The organism is Paenarthrobacter nicotinovorans (genome assembly GCF_021919345.1).
In the GTDB taxonomy this organism is placed as follows: domain Bacteria; phylum Actinomycetota; class Actinomycetes; order Actinomycetales; family Micrococcaceae; genus Arthrobacter; species Arthrobacter nicotinovorans.
In genome coordinates, this window is sequence record NZ_CP089293.1 from 1,713,767 (window position 1) to 1,730,863 (window position 17,097).

Annotated in this window: 14 protein-coding genes; 6 read left to right on the forward strand and 8 right to left on the reverse strand. The window is 63.7% G+C overall.

Annotated elements, in window-relative coordinates; genetic code table 11:
- Positions 1 to 58: 58 nt before the first annotated feature.
- Positions 59 to 3,454 carry a pyruvate carboxylase gene (locus JMY29_RS08010; protein WP_189075747.1) on the forward strand — a complete coding sequence of 1,132 codons (3,396 nt, stop codon included), beginning with the start codon at positions 59 to 61 and terminating at the stop codon, positions 3,452 to 3,454.
- Between the two features lie 98 nt (positions 3,455 to 3,552).
- Here the strand turns inward: JMY29_RS08010 and JMY29_RS08015 are convergent, their stop codons facing one another.
- Complete coding sequence (locus tag JMY29_RS08015; RefSeq protein WP_018779270.1) at positions 3,553 to 5,367, reverse strand: AMP-dependent synthetase/ligase; 1,815 nt, start codon at positions 5,365 to 5,367, stop codon at positions 3,553 to 3,555.
- Positions 5,368 to 5,553: 186 nt separating this feature from the next.
- Here JMY29_RS08015 and JMY29_RS08020 point away from each other — a divergent pair, with 186 nt between their 5' ends.
- Entirely contained in the window at positions 5,554 to 6,612 is a 1,059-nt protein-coding gene (locus JMY29_RS08020) for an ROK family protein (protein WP_018779271.1), read from the forward strand.
- 28 nt (positions 6,613 to 6,640) lie between these two features.
- On the opposite strand, the gene JMY29_RS08025 is transcribed toward JMY29_RS08020, so the two are convergent.
- From JMY29_RS08025 to JMY29_RS08035, 3 genes are read right to left on the reverse strand one after another with little or no spacing between them, the layout of a single operon-like run.
- Complete coding sequence (locus JMY29_RS08025) at positions 6,641 to 7,168, reverse strand: hypothetical protein (protein WP_079582337.1); 528 nt, start codon at positions 7,166 to 7,168, stop codon at positions 6,641 to 6,643.
- Positions 7,155 to 7,958: an alpha/beta hydrolase gene (locus JMY29_RS08030; RefSeq protein ID WP_064723224.1), complete on the reverse strand. Its 804-nt coding sequence runs from the start codon at positions 7,956 to 7,958 to the stop codon at positions 7,155 to 7,157. The genes JMY29_RS08025 and JMY29_RS08030 overlap by 14 nt, the downstream gene beginning before the upstream one ends.
- Positions 7,955 to 8,740, reverse strand: a complete 786-nt coding sequence (locus JMY29_RS08035; RefSeq protein WP_189075771.1) for an alpha/beta hydrolase — start codon at positions 8,738 to 8,740, stop codon at positions 7,955 to 7,957. The genes JMY29_RS08030 and JMY29_RS08035 overlap by 4 nt, the downstream gene beginning before the upstream one ends.
- A 109-nt stretch (positions 8,741 to 8,849) precedes the next feature.
- On the opposite strand from JMY29_RS08035, the gene JMY29_RS08040 reads away from it, so the two are divergent.
- A complete protein-coding gene (locus JMY29_RS08040) occupies positions 8,850 to 9,641 on the forward strand; it encodes a lysophospholipid acyltransferase family protein (protein ID WP_026267377.1) in 792 nt (263 codons plus the stop codon).
- 66 nt (positions 9,642 to 9,707) lie between these two features.
- Positions 9,708 to 11,111 carry a class II 3-deoxy-7-phosphoheptulonate synthase gene (locus JMY29_RS08045; protein WP_039240719.1) on the forward strand — a complete coding sequence of 468 codons (1,404 nt, stop codon included), beginning with the start codon at positions 9,708 to 9,710 and terminating at the stop codon, positions 11,109 to 11,111.
- Between the two features lie 91 nt (positions 11,112 to 11,202).
- On the opposite strand, the gene pknB is transcribed toward JMY29_RS08045, so the two are convergent.
- Both pknB and JMY29_RS08055 read right to left on the reverse strand, forming a co-directional pair.
- Positions 11,203 to 13,257 carry a Stk1 family PASTA domain-containing Ser/Thr kinase gene (pknB, locus tag JMY29_RS08050; protein WP_189075746.1) on the reverse strand — a complete coding sequence of 685 codons (2,055 nt, stop codon included), beginning with the start codon at positions 13,255 to 13,257 and terminating at the stop codon, positions 11,203 to 11,205.
- 77 nt (positions 13,258 to 13,334) lie between these two features.
- Entirely contained in the window at positions 13,335 to 14,678 is a 1,344-nt protein-coding gene (locus JMY29_RS08055; protein ID WP_026267378.1) for a LysM peptidoglycan-binding domain-containing protein, read from the reverse strand.
- Between the two features lie 258 nt (positions 14,679 to 14,936).
- Between JMY29_RS08055 and JMY29_RS08060 the strand changes: the two genes are divergently transcribed.
- Positions 14,937 to 15,290 (forward strand): Rv2175c family DNA-binding protein, encoded by a 354-nt coding sequence (locus tag JMY29_RS08060; RefSeq protein WP_018779279.1) that lies wholly within the window; start codon positions 14,937 to 14,939, stop codon positions 15,288 to 15,290.
- A gap of 122 nt (positions 15,291 to 15,412) precedes the next feature.
- On the opposite strand, the gene JMY29_RS08065 is transcribed toward JMY29_RS08060, so the two are convergent.
- Together JMY29_RS08065 and JMY29_RS20925 are read right to left on the reverse strand one after the other, a co-directional pair.
- Positions 15,413 to 16,507, reverse strand: coding sequence for a polyprenyl synthetase family protein (locus tag JMY29_RS08065; RefSeq protein ID WP_055977799.1), 1,095 nt, complete (start codon positions 16,505 to 16,507; stop codon positions 15,413 to 15,415).
- Positions 16,504 to 16,794, reverse strand: a complete 291-nt coding sequence (locus tag JMY29_RS20925; RefSeq protein WP_307730322.1) for a hypothetical protein — start codon at positions 16,792 to 16,794, stop codon at positions 16,504 to 16,506. Before JMY29_RS20925 ends, JMY29_RS08065 begins: the two co-directional genes overlap by 4 nt.
- Here JMY29_RS20925 and JMY29_RS20930 point away from each other — a divergent pair.
- Positions 16,793 to 17,071 carry a hypothetical protein gene (locus JMY29_RS20930; protein ID WP_306765510.1) on the forward strand — a complete coding sequence of 93 codons (279 nt, stop codon included), beginning with the start codon at positions 16,793 to 16,795 and terminating at the stop codon, positions 17,069 to 17,071. The two genes, JMY29_RS20925 and JMY29_RS20930, sit on opposite strands and share 2 nt — an antisense overlap.
- Positions 17,072 to 17,097: the final 26 nt, after the last annotated feature.

A 17,097-nucleotide genomic window follows, 5' to 3' on the forward strand; every position in this document is an offset into this window, starting at 1 on the left:
TGGCGGCACTACACACTGTGACCACCGACCGATCCACCCGCAATGATGCAGGAGAAGTATGTTTTCGAAAATTCTGGTGGCCAATCGCGGCGAAATCGCGATCAGGGCGTTTCGCGCTGGTTATGAACTGGGCGCCAAGACCGTAGCCGTCTTTCCGCACGAGGACCGTAACTCGATCCACCGTCAGAAAGCCGACGAAGCTTACCTGATCGGCGAGGTGGGTCACCCCGTCCGCGCCTACCTGGACGTCGAGGAGGTTGTCCGCGTCGCCAAGGAAGCCGGGGCAGACGCCATCTACCCCGGCTATGGCTTCCTTTCGGAGAACCCGGATCTCGCGCGAGCGGCCAAAGCTGCGGGCATCACCTTCGTGGGCCCGCCCGCCGAGGTCCTGGAACTGGCCGGCAACAAGGTCGCAGCCCTGGAAGCCGCCCGCAAGGCCGGTGTGCCCGTCCTGAAGTCGAGCAAGCCTTCCAAGGATCTTGACGAACTTATTGCGGCAGCCGACGAGATCGGATTCCCCATCTTCGCCAAGGCTGTTGCCGGAGGTGGCGGTCGCGGCATGCGTCGCGTTGAGACGCGCGAGGCCCTCCCCGAAGCACTGCAGTCTGCCATGCGCGAGGCCGACGCGGCCTTTGGTGATCCCACGATGTTCCTTGAGCAGGCCGTACTGCGCCCGCGCCACATCGAAGTACAGATCCTGGCTGACGCCGAGGGCAACGTCATGCACCTCTTCGAGCGTGACTGTTCCCTGCAGCGCCGCCACCAGAAGGTCGTTGAAATCGCCCCGGCACCGAACCTGGATGAGAACATCCGCCAGGCGCTGTACCGCGATGCCGTGGCGTTCGCCAAAGCACTGAACTACGTCAACGCCGGAACGGTCGAGTTCCTGGTGGACACCGAAGGCGAGCGTGCGGGACAGCACGTCTTCATCGAAATGAACCCCCGCATCCAGGTGGAGCACACCGTCACGGAGGAAATCACCGACGTCGACCTCGTGCAGGCGCAGATGCGCATTGCGTCGGGGGAGACCCTGGCGGATCTGGGATTGAGCCAGGAAACCGTCTCCATCAAGGGCGCTGCCCTGCAGTGCCGTATCACCACTGAAGACCCCGCCAACGGCTTCCGGCCTGACGTCGGAAAGATCACCGGCTACCGTTCAGCCGGTGGCGCCGGTGTAAGGCTCGACGGCGGCACGGTCTACTCGGGTGCCGAAATCAGCCCCCACTTTGACTCCATGCTGGTGAAGCTGACCTGCCGCGGCCGCGACTACCCGGCTGCTGTTGCCCGCGCCCGGCGCGGACTCGCCGAGTTCCGTATCCGTGGCGTGTCCACCAACATCCCGTTCCTGCAGGCCGTCCTGGCCGATCCGGACTTCAACGCCGGCAATGTGGCGACGGATTTCATCGACAAGCGTCCTGAACTGTTGAAGTCGCACATCTCCGCCGACCGTGGCACCAAGCTGCTCACCTGGTTGGCTGAGGTGACTGTCAACAAGCCGAACGGCGAACTCAAGGTCCACAGCGATCCCGCAAGCAAGCTGCCCGCCGTCGACGGTCCTGTTCCGATGTCGGGTTCGCGGCAGAAGCTGATCGAGCTCGGTCCGGAGGGCTTCGCCAAGGCTCTGCGCGAGCAGAACGCTGTGGCGGTCACGGACACCACGTTCCGTGACGCCCACCAGTCGCTCCTTGCCACACGGGTCCGCACCCGCGATCTGGTCGCGGCCGGTCCGGCCGTGACAGCTTTGATGCCTGAGCTGCTTTCAGTGGAGGCATGGGGTGGCGCGACGTACGACGTCGCCCTACGGTTCCTGGGCGAGGATCCCTGGGACCGCTTGGCCGCACTGCGCCAGGCCCTTCCGAACACCTGCCTCCAGATGCTGCTTCGCGGACGAAACACCGTCGGGTACACGCCCTACCCGGAAGAAGTGACGGAAGCTTTCGTCGAGGAAGCCGCCGCTACGGGCATCGATATCTTCAGGATCTTCGACGCCCTCAATGACGTCAACCAGATGGCTCCGGCCATCCGGGCGGTCCGGGCCACGGGAACAGCTGTAGCGGAAGTGGCCATGTGTTACACCGGCAACCTCCTGGATCCCAACGAGGACCTGTACACGCTGGACTACTACCTGGACCTGGCCCAGAAGATCGTCGACGCCGGTGCGCACATCCTCGCCATCAAGGACATGGCCGGGCTCCTTCGCCCGGCCGCCGCGGCCAAGCTCGTTACCGCACTCCGTGAGCGCTTCGACCTGCCCGTGCACCTGCACACGCACGACACCGCCGGCGGCCAGCTGGCCACCCTGCTGGCAGCTGTCGACGCCGGCGTGGATGCGGTGGATGTCGCCGCGGCTTCCCTGGCCGGTACCACCAGCCAGCCTGCTGCCTCCGCGTTGGTTGCCGCTTTGGCCAACACTCCCCGTGACACCGGCCTCAGCCTGGCCAACGTCGGCGCCATGGAACCGTACTGGGAAGCTGTGCGACGCGTTTACGCACCCTTCGAATCCGGCCTCCCGGGCCCGACCGGCCGTGTCTACCAGCACGAGATCCCGGGCGGCCAGCTGTCCAATCTGCGCCAGCAGGCCATTGCCCTGGGACTGGGGGAGCGGTTCGAAGCGATCGAGGACATGTACACCGCGGCAGACCGTATCCTCGGCCGCCTCGTCAAGGTGACACCGTCCTCCAAGGTCGTGGGCGATCTCGCCCTGCACCTGGTGGGACTGAACGCAGACCCGGCGGACTTCAACGAGAACCCGCAGAACTACGACATTCCGGATTCCGTCATCGGCTTCCTGTCCGGTGAACTTGGTGATCCTCCCGGTGGCTGGCCCGAACCCTTCCGCACCAAGGCCCTCCAGGGCCGCAGCGTGAAGGTCCGCGACGTCGATATCAGCCCGGAAGACAGCGCAGCCCTCAAGGGCGACTCCAAGACGCGCCAGCACACGCTGAACCGCCTGCTGTTCGCTGGTCCCACCAAGGACTACCTGAAGAGCGTGGACACCTACGGCAACCTTTCCGTTCTCGACACCCGTGACTACCTCTACGGTTTCCAGCAGGGCTCCGAGCACGTCATCGAACTGGAAAAGGGCGTCCGCCTCATTGCGCAGCTCGAAGCCGTTTCCGAAGCCGACGAGAAGGGCATGCGCACGGTCATGTGCACGCTCAACGGCCAGTCCCGGCCCGTGGTCGTCCGCGACCGCTCCGTGGTCAGCAACGTCAAGGCTGCAGAAAAGGCCGACCCAGCCCAGCCCGGACAGGTTGCAGCACCGTTCGCCGGTGCCGTGACCGTTACGGTCAAGGCCGGCGATGCCGTGAAGGCCGGTGACACTGTGGCCACCATTGAGGCGATGAAGATGGAGGCATCCATTACGACGCCGGTGGCCGGCACGGTTTCGCGCCTGGCCATCTCAGCGGTGGAGCAGGTGCAGGGTGGCGATCTGCTGCTGGTCATCAGCTAGCTAGCGGCCACGAAAAAGTACCCCGCCCGGAGTCATCCGGGCGGGGTACTTTTTTGCTTTTTGCTGTGTGCTGTCCGGCTGTTTGGCCGGAAGGCGGTCTAGGAGGCGCGGGGAGCCGAGTACATTTCCTCGATCACGGCGTCAAAGTCCTTCATGACCTGCGCGCGCTTGACCTTCAACGACGGTGTCAGGTGACCGGAGGCCTCGGTGAAGTCAGCCGGAACCACACGGAAGGCCTTGATGGCCTCTGCCTGGGAGACGGACTGGTTCGCCTTGCTGATCAGCTCCTGCACCGCAGCCTTGACCACGGCGTTTTCGGTGGCCTCGGCCAAAGTCGTGCCGGCCGGAAGTCCGTGGCGTTCGAGCCAGCCGGGCAGGGCTTCCTCGTCCAGGGTCACCAGCGCGCCGATGAAAGGACGGTTGTCACCAACCACCAGGACCTGGGACACCAAGGCGTCTGCGCGGATCTGGTCCTCCAACAGCGCAGGGACCACGTTCTTGCCGCCTGCGGTGACGATGATCTCCTTCTTGCGGCCAGTGATCTTCAGGAAGCCGTTGCTGTCCAGCTCTCCGATGTCGCCGGTTCGGAACCATCCGTCGGCTGTGAAGGTCTCTTCCGTGAGGTCAGGTCGTTTGTAGTAGCCGCGCATCACGCAGACGCCCTTGGCGAGAATCTCGCCGTCGTCCGCGATCTTCACTGCGTTCCCCGGAAGGGGAGCGCCCACCGAGCCGATCCGGATCATGGATGGAGTGTTGACGGAGATCGGAGCCGTAGTCTCGGTCAGCCCGTACCCTTCGAGGATCTGCAGGCCGATGCCCTGGAAGAAATGGCCCAGGCGTTCGCCGAGCGGCCCGCCACCGGATACCGCGTGGGCCACGTGGCCACCCATCGCCGCCCGGAGCTTTCCGTAGACCAGCTTGTCGAACACGGCATGCTTGATCTTCAGCCCCAGGCCAAGGTTCCCGTCCTGGCGCGCCTTGGAATAGGCGATCGCGGTGTCTACCGCCCGGTGGAAGATGGCGCCCTTGCCACCGTCTTCGGCCTTCGTGAGCGCCGAGTTGTATACCTTCTCGAACACGCGGGGCACGGCGAGGATGAACGTCGGCTGGAAGCTCTGGAGGTCGCCCAGCAGATTCTTGATGTCCGGGGTGTGGGCAACCTTGACGCCGCCGGCCACGGCCAGCACAGAGATAAAGCGGGCAAAAACGTGGGCCAATGGCAGGAACATGATGGTCTTGCCGGATTCGTTGATGATTTCCGGCAACGAGGCGCGGGCATTCTCGGAAAGTTCCACGAAGTTTCCGTGGGTCAGTTCGCAGCCCTTCGGCCTGCCCGTGGTTCCGGAGGTGTAGATGATGGTGGCGATGTCCCGCAGGCCTGCCGCGGACCGCCGCGACTCGAGTTCGTCGTCGGGAACTCCCGCTCCCGCAGTGCGCAGGGCATCGAGGCCGGCGCCTTCGAGTTGCCAGACGTTGGCAACGGACGTGATGTCCTCCGCGACGACGGCCTGGCGGATGATGTCCTCATGGTGGGCTGACTCGCCGAAGGCGGCTACTGCGCCTGAGTCACCAAGGTTCCATGCCACCTGCGACGGCGACGACGTTTCGTAGATCGGGACGGAGACGGCCCCGGCGAACCAGATCGCGAAGTCCACCAGCGACCACTCGTAGCGTGTCCGGGACATGATGCCTACACGGTCACCCTGTCCTACGCCGCTGGCGATGAGGCCCTTGGCCAGAGCCCGGACGTCAGCGAGGAAGTCGGTGGCGCGGATGTCCGCCCACTGCCCGCTGGCATCCAGCTTGGAGAACAGCGGGGGATTGGACGCCTTTCCCGCCTCCCGAAGCACGAGGTCCGTGATGTTGGTTTCAGGGGAGATGTTCACGAGGGGAGGAACACTGATTTCACGCACGGTAGCTCCTTTGATATCCACGGGCCACGAGGGGCTTCTTCCACTCTAGTATGCCCGCTCGCGGAGGTGTGTTCTATTTCACCTACTGGCGAGTAACTTTACGGATCAGGCCCCATTTCAAGCAACTCGGGGACTTCTGGACCCGGCGATGCGGGGGCGTGCCCGATGGCGGAATAGGATGATGGGATGCCCGCATTTCGGTCCAGCACCCGCGTAAACTCCAGGCCCCCGGCCGCTGCCTGGAAGGACGTCCCCTGGGCCGCTCGGCGAAGCCACTTGGGCCGCAGGGGACTGGCCATCGGAATCGATATCGGGGGCACCAAAGTTGCCGCCGGTGTGGTGGACGCCGACGGCAGGGTCCTCGCCGAGGCGCGCCGGTCCACCCCGGGCGCCGATCCACGGGCAGTTGAACAGACCATTGTGGAACTCGTGGACGAACTCAGTGCTGGGCACAGGGTGGCCTCCGTGGGGATAGGCGCAGCCGGTTGGATGGACCTCGACGGCGGCACGGTGCTTTTCAGCCCGCACCTCGCCTGGCGTAACGAACCGCTCAGGGCCAGCCTGCAGAAACTGCTCAGGCGCCCGGTCCTGCTCACCAACGACGCCGATGCCGCAGCATGGGCGGAATGGCGCTTCGGGGCCGGTCAAGGAGAGAGCCGGCTTGTGTGCATCACCCTTGGTACTGGCATTGGCGGTGCCATGGTGATGGACGGCCGGGTGGAACGGGGCCGCTACGGTGTCGCCGGCGAATTCGGTCACCAGATCATTTTTCCCGGCGGCCACCGATGCGAATGCGGGAACCGAGGGTGCTGGGAACAATACGCTTCGGGCAACGCGCTGGGACGTGAAGCCCGCCAGCTGGTGAGGACAAATTCGCCCGAAGGCCGGGCCTTGCTGGATCGCGCCGGAGGTACCGCCGACAACATCACGGGGGCGGTCGTCACCGCCCTCGCCCTGGCCGGGGACGCTACGTCCCGGGAGTTGCTGGCGGACCAGGGCGACTGGCTTGGCCTGGGCCTGGCCAACCTTGCAGCTGCCCTGGACCCGGGAATGTTTGTCATCGGTGGTGGACTCTGCGACGCCGGAGACCTTTTGGCTGGTCCTGCCCGTGACTCTTTTGCCAAGAACCTCACAGGGCGTGGCTTCCGGCCCATGGCCAGGATTGAACTTGCCGCCCTGGGCCCACGTGCCGGCATGATTGGCGCTGCCGACCTCTCACGGGTCAGCGGCCGGACGCACAGCTAAGCGTCAGCGGGACCTGGAGCGTCGGCACCTAGATGCGGGCGCCGTCGTCGTCCTCGTTCTTCTCCTGCGGAAGCCTCATGATGAGGAAAACCACCGAGACCACAAACGCGGCGACGATTCCGAGGATGGCTGCCAGCGGCGCTGATCGCCAGAACATGGCAGTGAAGAGCAGCGCGATGGGTCCGCCCACAGCGCCTACCCAGGCCAGCATGGTCAGCGGTTCGGTACCTGCCAGGCTCGGCGGTTCTTCCGGGACGAACGACTCGTCGTCGTCGTCCACCTCAAAGTCACGCGGTCCCGGCGCACGCCCCTGACCCTCTCCGGCCATGGGATCAGCGGCCGGCACTGCAGCGGGGGTGGAAAGGCCGAGGGGATCGAAATCCCGGAAAGACCTGGCTGGACCCGCCGGAGCCTCGCCGGGGCCGGCGGTGGGCTCCGGTTCTTGTTCATCAGGCGTGGACCTGGTTGCCTCAAGCCGGGCCACGAGGTCCTGCCAGACCGCGTCGTCGTCTTTATTGGCGCTTTGGTCGGCGGAGTTGGGATCAGGCCTGTTCATGGGCTGCGTCCTTATCGGGAGATGGCCCCTGTCCGGCCAAGGCGGCAAGTGTCTGTTGAATGAAATCGACCGTACCGGAGAAGATTTCCGGTGCGTCGTTATCGAGGGTGGCCACGTGGTGGCTGTTGTGAAGATAGCTGATGTCAACCGGAGCGTTCACGCGGGAGCGGAGAAATTCCAGGCTGGCGTTCGATATGACGTTGTCCACTGTTGACCGGTAGACGCGCACCGGGGCGCTGATGCGTGGCAGGATCGCGGCCGTGTCCTTGTACATCTTCTTCAACTGATGGGCCGCGGCAACAGGGGTGCGTGCATACGCACCTTCGTCCTGGTCCGGTTTGAGGATGTCGTTGGCGATGGCCGGCGTCGTCTTCACCACGTACTTGAGTGCGGCGACGATCACGGCACGTGGATCGTCCAGGACGAGGCCGGGATTGACCACCACAGTCCCCGCGACGGGCCGCGTGGCTGCTATTCGCAATGCCAGGGTGCCGCCCATGGACAAGCCCGCGGCGAAGACGTAGTCGCACTCCGCAGCCAGTTCAAGGTAGGCATCATCCACTGCCCTGTGCCATTCCTGCCAGGATCGCTTCGCCATATCCTGCCAGGTAGTGCCGTGGCCCGGCAGCAACGGCAGGCGGACGGCATAGCCGGCAGCGGCCAAATGCTCAGCCCAGGGCCGCACGCTGTGCGGGCTCCCGGTGAAGCCGTGGGACATGACCACGCCGACGCGCGGTCCAGTTCCGCTCCAGCTGCTGAGGAACGGTGAGAAATCCGGGGTCATCTTCATGATGACTCCGAGGCTACTCTGTGATTGGCGTGCCGGCGGAAAAATGCTGCTGATTCTTCAAAAATGGTGGGGGCGTCAACGTCCAGGGTGGCCACGTGCCCGCTGTGCGGGAGGGTCACAACTTTCAGGCGCGCCGAGTCGATGTGCCTGCGGATCGTATCCACCGAGCTGGGCGGAATGACCCCATCCACCGACGATTTGAAGACCAATGCCGGCGCCTTCACCTGGGTCAATCCCCGGGTCGCGGACCGGAACAGCTTCTTGAGCTCGTGCACGGACTTCAAGGGTGTCTTGGAGTAGTCACTGTCTTCGATGAGCTCAGGTGCCGGGGAATCCTCCACGATGGGATCCGTGGTGCGCATGACGTATTTCAACGCGCCCACGTACTTCACGCGGCGGTCATAGAAGCTCAAACCCGGATTGACCAGCACGACGCCCGGAACATCGTGGAGGGACGCCAGACGGAGGGCTACAGCCCCACCCATGGACAGCCCCGCCACGAAACACGTTTCCGTTGTGGCAGCGAGGTCCATGTAGCTCTTTTCAAAGGCCCGGTACCAGTCCTGCCAGCGGGTTGTGGCCAGGTCATGCCAACTTGTCCCGTGTCCTGGAAGCAGGGGGACCGTGACAGCGAAGCCTTGCGCGGCCAGATATTCAGCCCATGGCAGCATGCTCAACGGGCTGCCGGTAAATCCGTGGCAGATCGCTACGCCGGTGGAGGCGTTCGGCCCATGTCCGGCGTAGTGGAAAGCGGCCGCGGCTGGTGGTTTGCGTTCCGTCATGCGTTCCATCGTGTCATTGTTCCGGACATTTCACACTGGAGTAGGGTTGCAATTGAATGCCGGCCGGGTTGCCGGACGCATGCCTGCCAACGGCCGTGAGAGGACAAACGTGTTCTATTGGGTCATGAAGAGGATCTTTCTGGGTCCGATCCTCAAACTCCTGTTCCGCCCCTGGGTCAAAGGCCTGGACAATGTCCCTGAGAACGGCGCAGCAATCCTGGCCTCCAACCACCTTTCCTTTTCGGACTCCATCTTCCTTCCCCTGATGGTGCATCGCCCGGTGATCTTCCTGGCGAAGTCGGAGTACTTCACCGGCAAAGGGCTTAAAGGACGCCTGACGGCATTGTTCTTCAGGCTGAGCAACCAGCTCCCCATGGACCGGTCCGGAGGCGCCGCGTCCGAGATGTCGCTGCAGGCAGGCAAAGACGTCCTCACGTCGGGCGGCCTCCTGGGTATCTACCCCGAAGGCACGCGAAGCCCCGATGCCCGGCTCTACCGCGGCAAGGTGGGCGTTGCCCGGCTTGCCCTGCAGACCCGTGTTCCGGTGGTTCCGGTAGCCATGATCGGCACGGAGAAGGTCCAACCCATCGGCAAGAGGCTTCCAAGCATTCGCCGCATTGGCATCATCTTTGGGCAACCCTTGGACTTCAGCCGCTATTACGGCATGGAGGACGACCGCCTGGTCCAGAGGGCGGTCACCGACGAAATCATGTACGAACTGATGCGCCTCTCCGGCCAGGAATATGTGGACGAGTATGCCGCCGTCGTCAAGGCACGGCTGGCCGGAAAGGGGCCGGAGCCCCTCCACAAGCTCGAAGGGACCGAAGACGCCGTCGCGGACATCGCCGAAGACAGGGACGACCCCAATCCCGAAGGCCAGGAACCACCAAGGAAACTGTGACGCAGACGGCGGCATCAGTTACGCCTGCAGTGCCTCAACCCCGCCGGAGGCTACTACTCTTGAAGGGTGACTGAGCTAACCGCGAACACCGCACCTTCCACAGTAGATCCCCTCGCCAGCACCGCCCAGAGCGGAGCGGCAAACTATCCCGGGCTGGATGCCTGGCGTGACCTGCCGATTTCGCAGCAGCCAACGTGGTCGGATGCCGATGTCTTCAAGGCCTCGGTCAACGAACTCTCCGTTGTTCCGCCATTGGTCTTTGCCGGAGAAGTGGATGTTCTTCGGGAACGTCTGGCTGCCGCAGCCCAGGGCAAGGCGTTTCTGCTCCAGGGCGGAGACTGCGCAGAAACGTTCGAGGCTGCCACGGCCGACAAGATCAGCGCACGCGTCAAAACCATCCTGCAGATGGCCGTGGTGCTGACCTACGGCGCAGCAATGCCCGTGATCAAGATGGGACGGATGGCCGGCCAGTTCGCCAAGCCGCGTTCGTCCAATGACGAGACCCGCGACGGCGTGACTTTGCCCGCTTACCGCGGGGACATCGTCAACGGCTACGAGTTCACACCTGAGTCCCGCGCACACGATGCCGGTCGCATGTTGAAGGCCTACCACACCTCGGCTTCCACCCTGAACCTGATCCGTGCTTTCACCCAGGGCGGCTTTGCTGATCTGCGCCTGGTGCACCAGTGGAACAAGGGATTCACTGAAAACCCTGCCCATGCACGCTACGAGTCGCTGGCCCGTGACATCGACCGCGCCATTATGTTCATGGATTCCTGCGGGGCAGACTTCGAGGCACTGAAGCGTGTTGAATTCTTCGCCAGCCATGAAGCATTGCTGCTGGACTATGAGCGCGCCCTCACCCGCATCGACTCCCGTACCGGCCTCCCTTATGACACCTCCGCCCACTTCCTCTGGATCGGGGAGCGGACCAGGGAACTTGACCACGCGCACGTGGACTTCCTGTCGCGTGTCCGGAACCCCATTGGCGTCAAGCTCGGGCCGACCACCAGCGGTGACGACGCCCTGCGCCTCATCGACAAGCTGGACCCGAACCGCGAACCCGGCCGCCTGACGTTCATCACCCGCATGGGCGCGAGGAACATCCGCGAAAAGCTGCCGGCCGTCGTCGAGCGTGTCACGGCATCCGGTGCCCAGGTGCTGTGGGTGACCGATCCGATGCACGGCAACACGGTGACCTCACCCAACGGCTACAAGACCCGCAACTTCGACGACGTCATCGATGAAGTCCGTGGCTTCTTCGAGGTGCACCACTCGCTCGGCACCGTCCCCGGTGGTCTGCACGTTGAAATGACGGGCGATGACGTCGCTGAGTGCTTGGGCGGCGCAGACCCGATCGACCAGGACGCATTCCTGGACCGCTACGAGTCCGTATGCGACCCGCGCCTGAACCACATGCAGTCGCTGGAGATGGCGTTCCTGGTGGCCGGCGCCCTGTCCAAGCGGTAGCTGACAGTCCCTGCTGCCACAGAAGAAGGCGCGGTCCGGATTTCTCCGGGCCGCGCCTTCTTGGGTACTGGGTCGCTGCGTGGCCGGGTTACTACACCACTGTCAGCGTCACGACCGATTCTTCGGGTGCCTCGGTATTGACGGGATTCTGATCCCGTACCGTTCCAAAGAAGCCGCCCAGGATCTTGTTGATCTCTACCTTGAAGCCCAGCTTCTTGAGTTCTTTCTCCGCTTCGGCGGCCTGCTTCCCGATGAAACTCGGTATCTTGACCATCTTTGGTCCCTTCGAGACCGTCAACGTCACCGTCTCACCCTTGACGAGCGTGCCATTGGCGGGCGCCTGCGAGACAACCGAGCCTTTGGGGACGGACTTGTCGTTCACCGTCTCCGGGGCGATCACGGCCTTCAGCCCGGCATCCTGGATGGCCTTGACTGCCGCGTCCTGCGCAAGACCCCGTACATCCGGGACCGGGATTGGCTGGGGACCCTTGGAGACGACCAGGGCAATGGGAGTGCCGTGCCTGACTTCCGTGCCCTTCGCGGGATCCTGGGCGATGACCACGCCGGCAGGCACTTTGTCATCGAAAGCCTCAGTGACGTTGCCCAGGGCCATCTGGGCTGAATTCAAGGCAGTTTTGGCTTCGTCCAGGGTGCCGCCGGTGAGGTCCTCGAGAGGGAAGAGCTGGGCTCCCTTGGACACGAAAAGGGTGATGGGCTGAAACTTCCGGACTTCGGCACCTGACTCCGGCTTGGTGCCAACAGCGAGGCCGGAGAGGATATCGTCATCGAAAACATCCTGGGGTTCTGACTGGAAGCCGGCAGTGCGAAGCAATTGCTGGGCCTCGGCGACAGTCTTGTTCTTGACGTCCGGAACGGTGCCTGGCGACCCCGGCCCCATGCCGAAGAACCAGCCGGCGCTTGCCGCGAGCAGCGCAAGAATGACGATCACCACGGTCCAGATCAAGCCACGACGGCGTGGATTACCTTCCCGCAGTGGTCGGACCGGGGTTGCCGCCGCCCGGGCCTGGTCCTTTGCCTGCTGCCGTTCGATCCGTTTCAGGTCCCTTTTTCCGGGCGGGCGTGACTCCACCCCCGTGGCACCCTTTGGCGACTGGTAGGACGCGCCACCGGCGGCCATGATGGTGGTGGGGTTGCTTTGCCGGGCAATGAATTCCGTTGGTGATGCCGTGGTGGCAATGGCTTCAGTGGCGTTCGTGTCCGGCCCGGAGGCTGCCATGGCTGTGGTGGGAGCGGCAGGGAGGACAGCGGTGGCTGACTGTTGCTTGAGATCCAGCTGTTCGTCGGTGAGCGTCGTACGGATGTGGCGCAGTTCAGTCAGCAGTGCGGACCCGTCGATGGGCCTGTTCTCTGCGTCAACGGAGGTGCACCACTGCACCAGTTCGTCCAGGTCTTCGGCCAACCCGGGGGCTGCGTCCGACGGGCGGCCCACAGAGGCGTTCACGTGCTGGTAGGCCACATGGATGGGGGAGTCGCCGTTGTACGGTTGCTTGCCGGTCAGCATTTCGTAGAGCATGATTCCGGCCGAGTAGATGTCGCTGCGGGCGTCGGCAGGCCGGCCAAGCACAAGCTCCGGAGCCAAGTAAGCCACAGTCCCGATCAGGGCCCCGGTGCTGGTGTTGGCAGAGATGGCCCTGGCCAAACCGAAATCCCCGACCTTGATCCGACCATCGTCTGCGATCAGGACGTTCTCAGGCTTGATGTCGCGGTGGATCAAGCCTGATGAATGGGCGGCCGCCAGACCTTCGATCACGGGATCGATCAAGGCCAGGGCGAGGCGCGGGGGCAGCGCTCCTTGGGTATTGAGGACATCACGGAGGGTGTGCCCCTTGACGTACTCCATGACCAGGTACGCGATATGGCCGTCTTCGCCTTGATCCAGGACGCCGACTATGTGGGGGTGTGAGAGGCTGGCTGCGGCTTTTGCTTCGCGGCTCAGGCGCTCCAGGAAGGTCTGGTCGTTTGCCAGATGCGGGTGCAGGACCTTGAGGGCCACGTCGCGCTCCAGGCGTCTGTCAGTGGCCAGGTAGACGGTGGACATTCCCCCTTTCGCCAAGCGGGAACGGACCACGTAGCGCCCGTCCACGGTGGTACCGATGAGGTGGTCCTGCGTTGCTTCTTGCACCATACGATCCTAAACGAGACAGGGAAGGGGCCCGAATCCCCGGTGGGATGCGGGCCCCTTCCGAGGGTGCTGCAACAGGCCTAGCCGAACGTGCGCTGACGTGCCTTGATCGATTCGACGTAGCGTTTGGTGTCCTCGTACATGCCGTACTTGCTCACCGAATACTGTCCCTGGTAGTAACCGGCAATGGCCGTATCGAGATCCTTGCTGGTGGCCACCAGGACGCGGATGATCGCGACGCCGGCCGTGGCGTTGTCGTAGGGGTCCAGGAGGTTGAGTTTCCGGCCAACCAGGTCAGAGGCCCACTGGCCGGAGGACGGAATGACCTGCATGGTGCCGATGGCGTTGGCCGGGGAAACGGCCCGCTGGTCAAAACCGGATTCCTGCTCTGCGAACGCGAGGGCCAGCGACGGGCTGACGCCCATGCGCCGTGCCGTGTCAGCCACAATGGTCTTCATTTCAGCGCGGCTGGGCACCGGCGAAGCGTTGAGGAGTGCCTTGTTTTCATTCGCGGAGCTGACCACGGCCGGGGGATAGGTGAACCCCAGGAATGTGCTGGGCACCAGCGGTGTGGTCTCTCCGGCAGGCTGCAGGCTGCCGCCGGGGATGGTCAGCTTCTGGCCGGGGTAGATGACCGTGCTGGCGTTCACGTTGTTGGCCGACATGAGTGCGGAAAGCGAAACGCCCAACCGTGAGGCGATGGAGCTGAGGGTGTCGCCGGCCTTGATGGTGTAGGAACCCGTGCTTGCCAGGGGGGCAGGTGCTGGTGCCGGCGCTGGTGCGGGTGCCGGAGTTGCGGGCGCGGACGGCGCCGATCCGCCACTGACCTTGATTTTTTGGCCCGGGTAGATGATGGAGCTGCCATTGAGGTTGTTCCAGCTGAAGATGCTGGACAGCGGAACGCCGTGCTTGGCCGCAATGCCGCCGAGGGTATCGCCGGAGACAACCGTGTAGACGGTGGCGGTGCTCGCGGTGCCGGAGGCAGGCGGGGCGCTGGGCGCCGGGGCCGACGCAGCCGTTCCGGTGAGCTTGATGCTCTGCCCCGGGTAGATCAGCGTGGTGGGAGTCAGGTTGTTCAGCTGGAGCACCGCGGAGGTGTCGAGGTTGAAACGTCGGGCGATGGCGCTGATGGTGTCGCCTCGAACCACGGTGTAGCTGTCCGGAGTTGCGGGGGCCATCGGGCGGAGCGCCGCGGGAAGCGTGGCGGCCACTGCCTGCGCGGGGATCACCGTACCGGTCGTGACTGCCTGGGCCTTCATGGCGGCAGCGAGCGTGGCCGGTATTTTGCGGGGCTGGGGTGCGGGCGCTGCGATGGACGGTTGGGCCAGCGCAAGCGACGACAAAACCACAGCGGGAAGCGCGGCCGTGGTTGCCGCGATAACGGGCATGCTCATGGTTCGTTTCGGCGAGCGGGGCGTCGTCATGAAGGAGTCCTCATCTCAAACAGCGGGGGTTGATTGTTAACGCTGTTGTCAGTGTTGCCAATGTTACTGATGTTATCAATGGTGCAAGTGTGATCAGTGTGAATCTCTCATACTTATTCCGTGGACACAACAATTCCCGCGGGGGAAGATTCTTGATGCCATTCGTTGGTATGGGAATTGCAGGTAATAAGGGCTTCGACGTGGTCCCTTTCGGGCTCCGGCTAGGCGACGGGTGGGCCGGCATGGCAACCTTGATCCGTGAGTAATGTAGAAAGCCTTGTTTCCGAGTGGTTGCCGCTTCCGGATGTTGCCGGGTTGCTGGAAGTTTCCATCACCAAAGTCCATGGACTTTTGGATGAGCGTGCGCTCGTCGCCGTCAGGCGGGGAGAACGGAATATCCGCTCCGTCCCGGCCTTGTTTATTCAGGATGGCCATGTTGTGGACAGCTTGAAGGGGACCATTGCGGTCCTTAGTGACGCCGGCTACAACGACGAAGAGTTGATCACCTGGCTGTTTACTCCCGATGAATCACTGCGTGGCCGTCCCATTGACGCCTTGCGTGAGGGGCGTAAAACGGAGATCAGGCGCCGCGCCCAGTCGCTGGCCTGGTAATTGCGCCGGTTCACTTCCTAAAGCGGCAACTACTTAAAGCGACGACGACGGCGGTCCCCAAACCGCCGTCGTCGTCTCATGCCTTCTTTGCCTTGCTCCGCGCGGCTGACCTGCGCCCGGTGTCAGGCTGCGCGGCTGACGGCCGCTTCGGCCAGTTCTCCCAAAGCCTGCAGCGGGAGTGCATCCAGTGGCAGGCGTTCCAACGCTTCGAATGCGTCAGTGCTCAGCTGCGCGATCAGCGATTCCGTCGCGTCCAGAGCCCCGCAATCAACCATGAGATGGCGGATCCTGGCAACGTCCTCCTCAGCGAGTTCCGGGTTCCCCAGCATGCGGTCAAGGTAATCGGCTTCGGCCGCCGAAGCCTGATTAAGGGCAAAGCCAACCAGCACAGTGCGCTTGCCCTCCCGCAGGTCATCTCCGGCCGGCTTTCCTGTCGTTGCTGGGTCTCCAAAGACCCCAAGAACGTCATCGCGCATTTGGAACGCTTCACCGAGCGGGAGCGAAAAACCGGAGTACCCGGCAAGTAGTTCCGTGGAAGCACCGGCAAGGGCACCGCCCAATGCCAACGGATGTTCCGTGGAGTACTTGGCTGACTTGTAGCGGATGATGGAGCGGGCCCGGTCCACCGATCCCGCCCGGTCGCGCACGGGGCCGGCCACCTCTTCAAGGATGTCAAGGTATTGACCGGCCATCACCTCTGCCCGCATCACGTTGAAGATGCGGCGGGCAGGGCTCCCTGAAACGGCGCGGGGCCCAATCCCGGTAAAAGCCTCTTCGCTGAAGGAGAGACAGAGGTCACCGGTCAAAATTGCGGCAGCATCTCCAAAATGTTCGCTGTCCAGGGCCCAGCCGTTCGTTTCATGAAGCTGGCTGAACCGTTTGTGCACGCTTGGGCCGCCGCGCCGCGTATCGGAACGGTCGATGATGTCGTCGTGTATCAGTGCCGCAGCCTGGAAAAGTTCCAGGGCACATCCGGCTGTGACAATGTCCGCGTCGCCGGCGGGGCCGCCTGCGCCGCGCCAACCCCAGTAGCACATCAACGCCCTCAGCCGCTTGCCGCCGGTTACCAACGTCGAGATCGACCCGATGAGCGGATCGACGTCGGGTGAAACGGTAGCCATGACGTCGCGCTGTCCCGACAGGAAACTGCTGAGGCTGCCGGCGACGCCTTCAATGTATCGGGCCTGCTCTGACGCGACGGGGGACGCTGACGTCACTTGATGGACCCGGCTGCCACATTGGCGCCGATGGTGAAGGTAGAGACGCCTTCCTTTTGCATGATCGAGACATTCACTGTTTCACCATCACCGCGGACAAAGTCCAGGGAGGTGACGTTGCCCACCGCTTCCGGTCCGGGGACAAGCTTAAAGCCCTGGGCCTCGAGCGAGGACTTGTAGTAGTCCACCACGCCCTGCGGAGGCGCTTTGACGGTCCCTACCAGCGCCACGGTGGCCAGGGAGGCGTTCTTGTCGAAGCTGCTGGACCGTACCGAGGTGTTTGGCATGACGGGAATGAGCTTCTCAGGGAATCCGGGAACAAGCGCATTGACCGTGGCCGTGGCATTGGGGTCGGGTGCGCTGGACTCGGTGAACCCGGTGGTTTCAGGCGAGGGGGTGCTGCTCGCCGAAGACGCTGTCCCGGAGGGTGAGGGCGCCGGCGAAGCTGACGAAGATGAAGCAGCGCCGGTGGATGACGGAGCCGCCGAACCGCTGGGGGACGGCGTGCATGCGGAGACCGCCACTGCGACACTGACTGCGAGCAGGGCAAACCCTCGCGATTGAGGAGTTCCAAAGAGCTTCACAGGGTA

What these genes read in the sequence shown, in the direction of transcription:
- JMY29_RS08030 (WP_064723224.1), bottom strand. Translation starts at nt 7,958, where the DNA reads ATGAAGATGACCCCGGATTTCTCACCGTTCCTCAGCAGCTGGAGCGGA.
- JMY29_RS08020 (WP_018779271.1), top strand. Translation starts at nt 5,554, where the DNA reads ATGCCCGCATTTCGGTCCAGCACCCGCGTAAACTCCAGGCCCCCGGCC.
- JMY29_RS08010 (WP_189075747.1), top strand. Translation starts at nt 59, where the DNA reads ATGTTTTCGAAAATTCTGGTGGCCAATCGCGGCGAAATCGCGATCAGG.
- JMY29_RS20930 (WP_306765510.1), top strand. Translation starts at nt 16,793, where the DNA reads ATGACGGGAATGAGCTTCTCAGGGAATCCGGGAACAAGCGCATTGACC.
- JMY29_RS08035 (WP_189075771.1), bottom strand. Translation starts at nt 8,740, where the DNA reads ATGACGGAACGCAAACCACCAGCCGCGGCCGCTTTCCACTACGCCGGA.
- JMY29_RS20925 (WP_307730322.1), bottom strand. Translation starts at nt 16,794, where the DNA reads ATGCCAAACACCTCGGTACGGTCCAGCAGCTTCGACAAGAACGCCTCC.
- pknB (WP_189075746.1), bottom strand. Translation starts at nt 13,257, where the DNA reads ATGGTGCAAGAAGCAACGCAGGACCACCTCATCGGTACCACCGTGGAC.
- JMY29_RS08055 (WP_026267378.1), bottom strand. Translation starts at nt 14,678, where the DNA reads ATGACGACGCCCCGCTCGCCGAAACGAACCATGAGCATGCCCGTTATC.
- JMY29_RS08025 (WP_079582337.1), bottom strand. Translation starts at nt 7,168, where the DNA reads ATGAACAGGCCTGATCCCAACTCCGCCGACCAAAGCGCCAATAAAGAC.